Origin of the sequence: Flintibacter muris (assembly GCF_943192995.1) — a bacterium.
Lineage (GTDB): Bacteria > Bacillota > Clostridia > Oscillospirales > Oscillospiraceae > Lawsonibacter > Lawsonibacter muris.
The window spans coordinates 36,883-49,360 of record NZ_CALPCP010000026.1 but is presented as its reverse complement, the minus strand read 5'-3'; the positions used below and the strand labels follow the sequence as shown (position 1 = coordinate 49,360).

Sequence of the window (12,478 nt, the reverse complement as noted above, 5' to 3'; positions counted from 1 at the left end):
GCCTCCATGCTGATGCGTGCCCTGGGCTACTTCAAGTACCAGAGCGACTACGCCAACGGCTTTGAGGTCTCCACCGTTCTCCAGGGCAACAACATCGGCATCTTTGACGGTGTTGGTTCCAGCGCTACCGAGCCCATGACCCGTAATCAGGTGGCTCAGATGGTGCTGAACGCCCTGCAGAGCGGCATGGTGCAGCCTGACGGCAACACCACCAATTTTGTGGATGCCAACGGCAACCTGATTGGCACTGTGGGTAGAGTCAACTATGTCTATGTCACCAGCAACCAGACATTTGCCCAGGCCATCAGCTCCGTCAACGCCACTTCCATGGGCTCCGCCAACAACGCCCCCATCGTGGAGCTGGGCGAGCAGCTGTATGACGGCAAGCTGAAGCTGAATGAAAACGCTCTGGACGCCTTTGGCCGTCCCTCCCGCAAGTGGGAGTTCAACGGCAAGGAGATCGGCACCTATGTGAAGAAGGAGCTGATCCGCGCGGAGTACACCGCCAAGGTCACCGGCCGCGCCCTGCATGACCTGCTGGGCACTGCCACCCTGCGCGACTACGACCTGGACGTGTATATTGACGGTGTGGAAGATCCCACCATCAACCCTGCCCTGTTCAACGCCACCGCTCTGGTCCGCACCAACGATGTGAAGGTTGGCGAGACCGGCAACGGCGTGCTGACCCAGGTCTTTGTGGACCCGGATGACGGCCCCGGCCGCATCACCATCGCCATCATCAACACCTACCTGGCTATCGCCGACGAGGACTTTGATGAACGCACCGATGATGTGAACATCACTGTTTACGGCATTGTTGAGGTCGGCTCCACCAAGGAGTATATCAAGAGCGCCAACAACAAGAACAACACCAGTGTTGGCGAGAGCGACGACTTCAAGCTGGAGCTGGAGGACTTCCCCCGGATCGCTGAGGTCAAGGACGGCGACTCCTTCCTGGTGACCGTGGCTCAGGGCGAGGTCCAGACCATGGCCGATCCTGAGATCCTGGCCGGTTCTAAGATCACCACCTTCCAGCGCGGCGGCTATGTGGTCACCGGCGGCACCCAGTATGACTTTGCCTCCGCCGCTGAGTATGACTGCGACACCCTGTATATGTACACCGAGCAGGGCGGCGGCCTGGTCAACCTGAAGGACATCACCTACAACATCTATCTGGACAAGTACGGCTACGCCATCGGTGTTGTGGAGGTTGAGCGGGTGAACAATTACCTGTTCATCACCGGCGTTGACACCAACACCAACAACCGCTACGCGGCTCAGGCTGACGCCACCGCCATCTTCCTGGATGGCACCATGGCCGACATCAAGGTGGACATGACCGATCTGGACACTGCCACCGAGAATGCCCTGACAACTGGCGAGCACGCTGTCCGCGGTTACTCCCAGGTTAACAAGTGGTTTACCTACACCGTGGACGAAAAGGACGTGTACGAGGTAGTCGTTGTGAAGAACGGCGACGACATGACCAGCAATGACCGCGCCGGCCAGTATGTCACCCGCGACAAGGCTGACGACGCCGCCAACGGCGTGGACGAGATTGGCCCCAAGAGCATCGCCCTGCGCGGCGCTTCCACTAACAACACCTCCTGGTACAGCGTCTACGGCAACGACGAATCTATCTACATTACCGCTGAGCTGAAGAAGATCAACGACGCCAGCGACGCGCCTGTGGGCGTTATCGGCGGCGTGGACAGCGTTGTCACCGACGTGGACAAGGCCAGCGTGGACATCTGGACCCGCGCCAAGGCTCAGACCGAGACCAAGCTGACTGTGGGCACCACCAAGCCTGGCAACAGCGCTACCGATACGGATCCCGGCGACTGGGTCACTTATGGCGCCTACACCCTGTACGACAAGGACGCCTACATCATCGGCTGCGTGGTCGTGGGTGAGGACTCCGGCGCTGTGACCAACCTGGTTTACACCCACAAGGATGCTATCGAGAGCGAGACCGACAACAACGCCGCTGAGACCCGTTCCGGCGTGAAGGGCACCTACACCTGGACCCGCAAGGTCATCTCCAACGGCGAAGAGGTCCTGCTGACTGAGGTGGGCTCCGGCCTGTCCAAGCTGAAGCAGATGCAGCCCAACACCTGGTATGAGGTGAAGTACAACGCCAAGGGCGAGGTCAAGTCCGTCGCTGAGGCCTGGACCACCAAGGGTCTGGTTGAGGCTGACAAGAAGAACATCGACCGCTATGTCACCGATATCGAGCTGCTGGATCAGGCCATGAACGAGAACACCACCGTCCTTTACGAGATCGGCCAGTACAACGAAGGCGTGGCCGCGAACGTGGGTAAGGACAACGTGGCTCCCACCATGCTGAAGATCAATCCTCATGTTGAGAACCACACCTTCTACGTGAAGGATGACACCAGCGCCGGTCTGCACCAGGGCTTCCGCGTTGCTGACAACGTGAAGACCGTCTTCATCCAGACCAACAATAACGACACTACCACTACCTATCACAACGGTTACGCCCGTCTGGAGAAGGTTGTCAACCAGCTCCACGAGAAGGACGAGAAGAACAACTTCCCCGGCGAGTCCAATGTGTACCACTACGAGGTCAGCGCCGTGATGGAGAATCACAAGGCCGTTGTCATCGTCATCCGTGACCTGAACGGCGCCGGCGCCAACGTGACCAATCCCACTGGCGCCAAGACCGTCACCTTCAACCGCGCTGACTACGATCCCAGCACCACCGAGTTCTATGTGAACGACAGCAAGGTTGAGAACTTCACCGGCGGCCTCACCGCCTCCTTCCGCGTGCCTGAGGGCAGCACTCTGACCATCATCCGCAAGAGTGACAACAACAAGTTCCCCGCTGACGTGCGCAACGGGTATGTCTACGCCAACGCCGCGGGCACTGTGGTGGGCTTCGTGAACCTGGCCGGAAACTCTCTGACCATCTACAACGTGGACCGCGACTTCACCCTGACCGGCCTGCTGGCCAAGACCCGCACCGCTACCCCCGTCAAGGGTGACGACGCCCCCAGCAACATCAGCGTTGACACCCCCAAGTCCATCCCCGCTAACAACCAGGTCTCCTTCACCCTCACTGACGGCACCAGGACCCGCGCCGCTGACCCCGTCACCTTCGTGAAGGGCAACAAGTATGACGTCACCTACTCCTTCGACGGCGGCACTACCAAGACCACCGGCACCTTCACCTGCACCGAGGACGGCAAGCTGGTTGTCACCGTCACCGTGCCCACCGGCACTGAGAATGTGACCGTCACCCTGGGTGCCGTGGTGAACAACGGCGGTTCCGTTACTCCTCCCGCCGGCTCCGTCAAGGTGACTGTGACCAAGACCGGCGACGCTGTGAATGACGTCACCGTGACTGCCCCCGCTACCCTGGAGAAGGGCAAGTCCGCCAAGGTCACTGTTACCACCAAGAACGACGCTACCTACACCATCAGCATTGATGGCGAGGAGCAGACCGTGACCGCCAACGGTGAGTACACCATCACCGCCGCCGAGGCCGACATCACCATCAGCGTTGTGACCAAGGCTGGCAGCACTGTGGAGCCTCCTGTTTCCACCGATCTGCCCCCCGCTGCCTACAACGTGTCTGCTGGAACCTTCACTCCCCAGCATTATGTTGGAGATACAGCCCCCACCCTGGAGACCATTGCAGCTTATCTTGCCAAGGAGCTTGGCGGTGAGGCGAAGGTAACCAGCACTACTGGTGGTGGGCAGATTACGGTCGCCAAGAATGGCACCAACCTTGTTCTGAGCGGCCAGACCGCTGCGGAGATGATCCGGGTGTTCTATAACGACACTCAGGTTGGAGCTGTGCAGAAGAGCACTGGCGGAACTGTTTCCACCACTATCGCTAAGGACTCTGTCCTGGTCTCTGGTAATAACAAAAATGTTCAGGGTTCTACAGCGGTTAAGGTTGTCACTGCCAATACCATTCCTGTTTCCAGCAGCAATGAGGACGTGTATCTGTATGACGGGATTGAAGTCGCGATCACAAGCGCCAGTGTTACGATCGGCGTTCAGAATCTGGCCGGAGACGGCTCTACTGGAGCCCTTACTGGTAGTCAGGCCGTCCGTGCAGGCGCTACCCTCTATGTAACAGGAACTGCCACAACTCCCTCCAAGGCGGGCTATCGCCAGCTCACCATCAAGGATCACGATGATCTGGCCACTGCTCCTGTGCTGGCCACCGCTAAGGCGGGGTCTTATGGTCCCCTCACAGTTGGCGATGCTATCAAGGGCAAGGATGGAAAGATCACCCTGGAAGAGAAGTCTGCACTCTACAAGGTCACCCTGGGCGGCAAGACTGAATATGCGGCTAGTAGCACTGCTGTGAAGTTTGCTGGCCTACCCATGGATGCCGAGTACACTGGTATCTATGGCGGTGATGCGGCAACGACTAAGACCTTTGATACCCTGAATTACACTGTTTCCGCTGGCGATGCCGACAAGACCGGTGAGTTCGACATTACATTTGTCCGGGGCTATCAGTTCAATGTGGCCGCCGCTACTGCTGCCGCTGCAGTTGTGACTGATGATCCGGATGCACCGAAGGCTATCACTGCTGGTCAGTACATTCCTGCCGGTGCGAAGGTTGAGCTCACCGCCAAGAATAAGTATGCTCTGCTTAAGAGTGATGTTCTTGGACTTACCTTTAAGGAAGTCGATGGGGACGGAAAGTGTGTTTACACCTTTACCATGCCCGCCGCTGACGTGGCCGCCGATGATGTTGAGGAAGGGCTCAAGGTTGCTGTGACAGTTGCCACCAACGGCGCTAACGGCCTGGCTGCATCTGCTGGTACTGGTACCGCGACGGTTGCTATTGCTGTAACTGGTGTTGACCCCGTGGCAAAAGCTTCCGACATCAAGTTTGCGTGGAAGAATGATGCCGATGGTACTTTCGACAGCACCAAGCCCGAGCACCTGGCAGATTTTGCTGCACCTACAGAGGAAACCGTCACTGGCGGCAAGAGCTTCACTTATACTCTGAGCGCTGATAACACTGCGGTTGCTGCGGGTAGCTACTACCTTGAGATCACCGTTGGTGAGGTGTCTCAGGTTGTTGAGGTAGAGGCTACCGATTCGTAACCGACTCCTTTGATTGACCAAATTTTCCCCGGGCCCGCAAGGGCCCGGGGCCTTTTCATCAGGATAGGTCGAAAAGTGCGATCACGTAGTAGGTACGGTTTGCCGCGTTGCAGATGGCGTTGGTCTTGTCAAACTGGCCTGATAAAAATGTAAAGGTGACCGAGTTACCCGACCAGGCGGCGGCGATATTGGCGGACGAGCCGCCCGCGCCGTGGGACAGAACGCTGGAGTTTCCCTGAACTGTGAACATCTGTGCGCCGTACCCGGTGACGAAAACCGCCGCCGGCCTGCGGGAAAAGGTGATGGTGTTGGATTCCCCGCCGGTACCGGTGTAGGTGGACAGGGAAATTTGACAGTTGCCCTTCCGGTTCAGGGTGCTGGCCTGCCCGGATACCGTGGCCGACAGGCTGTTCAGCGCCGCCGCAGACGCCTTTCCGCTCACCGCAGCGCTGAGGCTGTCCACCCTCTGATCCACCCCCTTGATCGCACCGTCGATCTTGACGTTGTCCTCGTTGAAGTCAGTGCGCCGCACAGCGTCATCTTCCTCCCACTGGCAAAGCCGGTAGTTGGCTGTGTGTTTGCTGGACATAGAAAATTCCTCCTTAACATGTAAAAGTAATTGAGCCCGAAAAAAGGCTCCTTTCGCAAAGGAGCTGTCAGCCGCAGGCTGACTGAGGATTGTGTTCGCCAAAGGCGAACATACGAAGTAAACAAGATTTATGCAATTCTCATTTGCTGCGCACATTTCGTCTGCGACGAAATACAATCCTCCGTCACGGCTCCGCCGTGCCACCTCCTTTGCGAAAGGAGGCTTTTCGCTGCAGCAGGACGGTGGGCCCTCTATAAAACACAGAAAATGCCCCAAAGTGGGACGTTTGCATACATTTAATGGAAATGATGGCGCACTGCGCCCTTTTTTCTGGCTGCGGTCACAGGCGGTCTTTGGCGTATGGGTAAAATCGTCCGCAAATGTTAACAAAAAGTTCATTTGTTTGTCATGATTTAGCCGCATTCATCTTTTATGATGATACCGTAGTCAAGTGAATGAAATGTATCTCCTTTCTCTCTCCTTTACAAACACACAAGCAGAGCGCCCCGGCCAAAAGCCGGGGCGTTTTGCTTGGTCTGTGGAAAAGAATCCTCAAAAAGTGAGGCGGCACAGCGAAGCCGTGACGCAGGGAGTACAAAAGGTGGAGTTTACAAAAAGTTCACGGCGGCGTCATGAAATCGCCGTATTTGTATTTTATGATAACACCGTAGCAAGGCTACAACATGTATCTCCCATTTCTCCCTCTCCTTTTACAACACACACAGGCAGAACGCCCCGGCCATTGGCTGGGGCGTTCTGTCATTTGTTTTGGATCAGTAGGCCACGCCCCAGAGGATGGAGTGTTTGGCGCTCTTGCCGCAGCAGACACACACGTCGGACACCTGATCCTGCTCCAGGGGCATACAGCGGGAGGTGACCCCGGCCTTCTCCTTCATGGCCAGCTCGCAGTCCAGCTCGCCGCACCACATGGTTTTGGCAAATCCGCCCTCGGTCTCCATAAACTCCTTGACCTCCTCCAGGGTCATACACACCCGGGTGTGGTCCTCCAGATTCTGCTTGGCCCGGTTGTACAGGCCCGCGTGGACCTCGTCCAGCAGGCGCTTGATGGTGTCCTCCAGCTGCTCCAGAGGGACAAAGACCTTCTCCCCGGAATCCCGGCGGCAGACACAGCACTGGTTCTTTTCCATGTCCTTGGGGCCGATCTCCACCCGGAGGGGGACCCCCTTCATCTCATATTCGGAGGCTTTCCAGCCCATGGACTGGTCGGAGCTGTCCATCTTCGCCCGGACGCCCGCCTTTTTCAGCCGCTCCAGCAGGGCGGAGGCGGCGTCCAGCACGCCCTCCTTGTGCTGGGCCACGGGGATGACCATGGCCTGGATGGGGGCGATGCGGGGGGGCAGCACCAGGCCGTTGTTGTCGCCGTGGGTCATGATGATGCCGCCGATCATCCGGGTGGACACCCCCCAGCTGGTCTGGTGGGGGTGGTGGAGCTGGTTGTCCTTGCCGGTGAAGGTGATGTCAAAGGCACGGGCGAAGCCGTCACCGAAGTAGTGGCTGGTGCCCGACTGGAGGGCCTTGTGGTCGTGCATCATGCACTCCACGGTGTAGGTCTCCTCCGCGCCGTTGAACTTCTCCTTGTCGGTCTTCCGGCCCTTGACCACCGGCATGGCCAGCACGTTCTCCAGAAAGTCAGCGTAGACGTTGAGCATCTGCATAGTCTCTTCCCGGGCCTCCTCAGGGGTGGCGTGCATGGTGTGGCCCTCCTGCCACAAAAACTCCCGGTGGCGCAGGAAGGGGCGGGAGGTCTTCTCCCACCGCAGTACGGAACACCACTGGTTATACAGCTTGGGCAGGTCCCGGTGGGAGTGGATAATATTTTTATAGTGCTCGCAGAACAGGGTCTCAGAGGTGGGACGAATGCAGTATTTCTCCTCCAGCTTCTCACTGCCACCCAGGGTGACCCAGGCGCACTCGGGGGCGAAGCCCTCCACGTGGTCCTTCTCCTTCTGGAGCAGGGACTCGGGGATGAGCATGGGCAGGTACACGTTCTCGTGGCCCAGCTCCTTGAATCTCTTGTCCAGCTCGTGCTGGATGTTCTCCCAGATGGCGTAGCCATAGGGGCGGTAGATGAACATGCCCTTGATGGAGGAGTAGTCAATAAGCTCCGCCTTTTTGCACACGTCGGTGTACCACTGGGCGAAGTCTACCTCCATATCGGTGATCTGTTCCACCTGTTTTTTGTTTTCCTTGGCCATATCGTCTCAGTCCTTTATATAAAATGGTGTATCTTTCAAGCCCCTCTATTCTATAAATTTACAGGGAGAAAGTCAAGAGAAAACAGCGCGTTCCCGCCTGAAAGGGGCGGGAACGCGTCTGGTTTTATTCGGCGTAGTAGCCGCCGTAGTCCAGCATGACCTCGTCTACCTTCTGCATCCCGGCTTCCACCAGGGAGTAGTAGCCTTCGTCATCCTTTTTCAGCTGGAGCATGATGACCTGATCCTTGCCATAGGTAACGCCGTCCAGCCGGTCCTCCAGCATGTCCAGAATCAGCGGCCCGTAGATGGCGTCCACCGCCTCATACTCCTCCTCGGTCTCAGCCGTGTCAAAGCCGGCCTGTTCCAGGGCGTCAAAGAAGTCCTCATCCTTCAAAAGGTCATACAGGGCCAGGGGGGAGACGGTGACCTCCACCACGAAATCCCCGTCCTTGGTCTTGCTGCCTGTGCCCACGGTGTACTTGGATTTGGCATAGATCTTCTCCATCACCTCTTCCGCCTGCGCCACAATTTCGTCGGTGGGGTAATCGATCTCCAAATAGTCCAGCAGATAGTACGCAACCTCATCCGATACGTTGCTCTCGTGCATCTGTTTGGCATCCGCCTCGGTCATGTCCTCCACCAGGTCAATGTACGCTTTGTCATAGGTGCCCAGATAGGCGGCGTCCAAATGGCCCTTGACGTAGGTTTCGGCGTCCTTTTCCGTCAAACCGCTGCCGCAGGCGGTCAGGCCCGCCAGCAGACAGCCGGCCAGGGCTCCGGCGGCCAGCCGCTTCCACACTGTCTTATTCATCCTGTTCAATCTCCTTTTCAAAATTCTTTTATAGCAAGCTTCAAACTTGCTGATACCGGAGCAGGGCCTGCCTGTGACAGGCGGCCACAGGCCGTTCCCGCATATGACAGCAAGTCTGATGGCTGCTACAGCTTGCCCGTTCCAAGAGGAAAGGGCTGACAATACAAATAATACACAATGGACGGAAAAAGTCAAGCTTGCTCTCAGCACCGTGGTGTGTTAAACTATAGCAAACATCAAAATTACTGGCACCGGCGCTGTAGGGGCGGCCTGCGGCCGCCCCTACAAATGGCCGCAATTCTGATGATCGCTATAAACAGCAAAGGCAGGGAGGGGATTGGATGGACAGTGAGGCGCGCAGAAAGGCGCTGGCAGAGCGGCTGAGGCAAGCGGAGGGGCCGCTGAGCGCCGCCGCTCTGGCCCGGGAGCTGTCGGTGAGCCGACAAATCATTGTGGGCGACGTGGCCCTGCTCCGGGCGGGAGGTCTGGACATCACCGCCACCCCTCGGGGCTATCTCCTGCCCCGGCCCCCCGCCGGGGTGAAGTGCACCTTTGCCTGCCGCCACCGGGCGGAGCAGATGGGGGAGGAGCTCAACGCCATTGTGGACCAGGGGTGTACCGTGCTGGACGTGATTGTGGAGCACCCCATCTACGGCCAGCTTACCGGGCCTCTGCGGCTGTCCAACCGGTATGATGTGGCCCAGTTTGTCGCCCGCTGTGAGGAGGAGTCTGCCGCCCCCCTGTCTCAGCTCACCGAGGGGGTCCACCTGCATACCGTTCTCTGTCCCGACCAAGGGGCCGCAGACCGGGTGTGGGAGGTGCTGGAAAAACTGGACCTTTTGTACCGTTAAAGGTAGTTTTTTGTCAAAAAATCCCTCTGTGCAGACGGAGGGATTTTTGCTATAATATGGGAGAGGGGGACTGAGGCATGTTCGGGAAACCAAAAGCCGCCGGCGGCAAGCTGGGAATCTACATTCATATTCCATTCTGCCGCAGCAAGTGCGACTACTGCGATTTCTATTCCCTGGCCGGGCAGGAGGATAAGATGGACAGCTATCAGAAGGCTCTGCTGGCCCATCTGAAAGAGACCGCCTTTGCCGCCCGGGACTGTTCGATAGACACCATTTACTTTGGCGGCGGCACCCCAAGCTGCTATGGAGAAAAGCGCCTGCGGGGGCTGCTGGCCGCCATCAAAAAGTACTATCAGGTAAGTAAAGACGGGGAAATTACCCTGGAGGCCAACCCGGACAGCGTAGACTTCAAGTCTTTGAAGCTCCTGCGCAGGGCAGGCTTCAACCGGATATCCATCGGCCTTCAGTCCGCCCGCCAGCGGGAGCTTGACGCTGTCCACCGCCCCCACACGGTGGAGCAGGGGGACGAGGCCGTGGCTGCCGCCCGGAAGGCCGGCTTTGCCAACCTGTCCCTGGACCTGATCTACGGCCTGCCCGGCCAGACCATATCCAGCTGGCAGGACACCGTAGAGCATGCGCTGGCCTTGGAGCCGGACCATCTGTCCTGCTACGGCTTAAAGGTGGAGGAGGGCACCCCCCTGGCCGCCCGGGTGGCCCAAGGGGAGCGGCTGCTCAACGACGACGCCCAGGCCACCCTCTACCTGTGGACGGTCAGTCGGCTGGCCAAGGCGGGCTACGGCCAGTATGAGATCTCCAACTTTGCCAAGCCAGGCTTTGCGTCCCGGCACAACCTGCGCTACTGGCTGACCCAGCCCTATATCGGCTTTGGCCCCGGGGCCCACTCCGACTTCGGGGGCCGGCGGTACTCCTGGCTCCGGGACCTGGACGGCTACATCAAAGGGGTGCTGGAGGGGGGCAAACTGCTGGACACCGAGGACCTGATCCCCCAGGAGGAGAGGGGCAGTGAATATCTGATGCTCCGCCTGCGCACCGCCAAAGGCATTGAGGAGTGGGAGTACCGGGGAACCTACTTTATGGACTTTGGCCCCATCGAGGAGCGGCTGCGGCTGTTTGAGGGACAGGGCTGGGCGGAAAAGACGGCGGAGGGCCGCTGGCACTTTACTCCCAAGGGCTTTTTGGTGTCCAACCAGCTGATTGCCGACCTGCTGGAGCGCCAGGAGCACGCCCGGCTTTCCGACCTGCTCCCCAGGGCTCAGGCCCGGTTTCAGGGACGAAAATAATTACAAAATTTGACAGGAAAATTTTGAGTATCGGACAGGGTCAGGACTGTTTTTCTGGCCTTGTCCGTCTTTTTTAACAATTAGTTCACACCTGCGCAATTTTTGTTGCAACCTGGACATAATAGTGCTATAATGTATTCGGTTTGTTGTGCCCTCCCAAGCTGTGGGGGCGGCGACTATGATATTGATTTTACATATGGCGCACGCGCCGTATATTCTTATAGACTCCAAGACATGGAAAAGAGGGTGCAGGTTTTTGACCAAGTATCTGATTCACGGGGGGAACTCCCTCCACGGAACCATTCACATCAGCGGTGCTAAAAACGCCGCTGTCGCCATCATTCCCGCCGCTTTGCTGGTAGACGGGGTCTGCCGCATTGAGAATGTTCCCCAGATCAGCGACGTCACGCTGATCCTTCAAATCCTTCGCGAACTGGGCGCCGACGTGCGCATGATTAACCGCACTACCATTGAGGTGGACTGTTCCCATATCCGCAACCGTCAGGTTCCCTATGAGCTGGCCCGGAGAATCCGTGCCAGCTACTATCTGGTGGGGGCACTGCTCAGCCGGTTCGGCTGGGCGGAGGTCCCCCTGCCTGGCGGCTGTGACCTGGGCGGACGGCCTGTGGACCAGCACATCAAGGGCTTTGTGGCCATGGGGGCGGACGTGGAGGTCCGCAACGGCCTGATCGACGCCCGGGTGCCCAACGGCGCCCGTCTGTCCGGGGGGCAGGTGTATCTGGATATCGTATCTGTAGGGGCCACCATGAACATCATGCTGGCCGCCACCCTGGCCAAGGGGCTGACCGTTATCGAAAACGCCGCCAAAGAGCCCCACATTGTGGACCTGGCTAACTTCCTCAACTCCATGGGGGCCGATATCCGGGGGGCTGGTACCGACGTAATCAAAATCCACGGGGTGTCCCGCCTGCGGGGGGGCTCCTACTCCATTATCCCTGACCAGATTGAGGCGGGCACCTATATGGCCGCCGTGGCCGCCGCCGGGGGAGATGTGCTCATTCAGAACGTAATTCCCAAGCATCTGGACTGCATCACCGCCAAGCTGGTGGAGATGGGGGTGGATGTGGATGAGTTGGATGACGCCGTCCGTCTGCGCCGCACCGGGCCTATGGGCCGGGTAAACGTGAAGACCATGCCCTATCCCGGCTTTCCCACCGACATGCAGCCCCAGATTGCCGCCGCTTTGTGCATAGCCCAGGGCACCAGCGTTCTCACCGAGGGGGTCTGGGACAACCGCTACCGCTATGTGGACGAGTTCCGCCGCATGGGCGCCCGTATCCAGGTGGACGGCAAGGTGGCGGTCATTGAGGGGGTGGACCACCTGACGGGTGCGCCTGTCCACGCCTGCGACCTGCGGGCCGGGGCCGCCATGGTCATTGCCGGCCTGGCCGCCCAGGGGGTTACCGAAATTGACGGCATCCACCACATTGAGCGGGGTTATGAGACTATTGTGGAGAAGCTGGCCTCTGTGGGGGCGGACATCCGAATTGTCCACATGCCAGGCGAGGAGGACCAGTCCCAGGTGGGCTGATTTTTATGAGACAGACGGACGGGCGGCCGGCGGGCCGCCCGTTTTCCAGTTGAGAGGAGAAGGC

Annotated in this window: 7 protein-coding genes; 4 read left to right on the top strand and 3 right to left on the bottom strand. The window is 58.5% G+C overall.

Annotated features, from left to right (window positions below):
* The coding region (locus NFS22_RS16655) for a hypothetical protein (RefSeq protein ID WP_251318831.1) at nucleotides 1–5,094 on the top strand (5,094 nt) is incomplete at its 5' end.
* Nucleotides 5,095–5,152: 58 nt separating this feature from the next.
* Here the strand turns inward: NFS22_RS16655 and NFS22_RS16650 are convergent.
* The 3 genes from NFS22_RS16650 to NFS22_RS16640 all read right to left on the bottom strand — a co-directional run bounded on the left by NFS22_RS16650 (nucleotide 5,153) and on the right by NFS22_RS16640 (nucleotide 8,710).
* Entirely contained in the window at nucleotides 5,153–5,683 is a 531-nt protein-coding gene (locus tag NFS22_RS16650) for a hypothetical protein (RefSeq protein ID WP_251318830.1), read from the bottom strand.
* Nucleotides 5,684–6,456: 773 nt separating this feature from the next.
* Nucleotides 6,457–7,899 (bottom strand): proline--tRNA ligase, encoded by a 1,443-nt coding sequence (gene proS, locus NFS22_RS16645; RefSeq protein ID WP_251318829.1) that lies wholly within the window; start codon nucleotides 7,897–7,899, stop codon nucleotides 6,457–6,459.
* Nucleotides 7,900–8,023: 124 nt separating this feature from the next.
* The gene (locus tag NFS22_RS16640) at nucleotides 8,024–8,710 is read right to left on the bottom strand and encodes a hypothetical protein (protein ID WP_251318828.1); all 687 of its coding nucleotides are present in this window, start codon (nucleotides 8,708–8,710) and stop codon (nucleotides 8,024–8,026) included.
* Nucleotides 8,711–9,051: 341 nt separating this feature from the next.
* On the opposite strand from NFS22_RS16640, the gene NFS22_RS16635 reads away from it, so the two are divergent.
* From NFS22_RS16635 to NFS22_RS16625, 3 genes are all read left to right on the top strand, one after another.
* Nucleotides 9,052–9,561, top strand: a complete 510-nt coding sequence (locus NFS22_RS16635; protein WP_251318827.1) for a transcription repressor NadR — start codon at nucleotides 9,052–9,054, stop codon at nucleotides 9,559–9,561.
* A 77-nt stretch (nucleotides 9,562–9,638) separates the two neighbouring features.
* Entirely contained in the window at nucleotides 9,639–10,862 is a 1,224-nt protein-coding gene (gene hemW / locus NFS22_RS16630; protein WP_251318826.1) for a radical SAM family heme chaperone HemW, read from the top strand.
* A 256-nt stretch (nucleotides 10,863–11,118) separates the two neighbouring features.
* Entirely contained in the window at nucleotides 11,119–12,414 is a 1,296-nt protein-coding gene (locus NFS22_RS16625; protein WP_251318825.1) for a UDP-N-acetylglucosamine 1-carboxyvinyltransferase, read from the top strand.
* The last annotated feature ends 64 nt before the right edge of the window (nucleotides 12,415–12,478 follow it).

Bases quoted from the DNA above. Each gene is read 5' to 3' on its own strand.
- NFS22_RS16650 (WP_251318830.1), bottom strand. From the start codon at position 5,683: ATGTCCAGCAAACACACAGCCAACTACCGGCTTTGCCAGTGGGAGGAA.
- proS (WP_251318829.1), bottom strand. From the start codon at position 7,899: ATGGCCAAGGAAAACAAAAAACAGGTGGAACAGATCACCGATATGGAG.
- NFS22_RS16640 (WP_251318828.1), bottom strand. From the start codon at position 8,710: ATGAATAAGACAGTGTGGAAGCGGCTGGCCGCCGGAGCCCTGGCCGGC.
- NFS22_RS16635 (WP_251318827.1), top strand. From the start codon at position 9,052: ATGGACAGTGAGGCGCGCAGAAAGGCGCTGGCAGAGCGGCTGAGGCAA.
- hemW (WP_251318826.1), top strand. From the start codon at position 9,639: ATGTTCGGGAAACCAAAAGCCGCCGGCGGCAAGCTGGGAATCTACATT.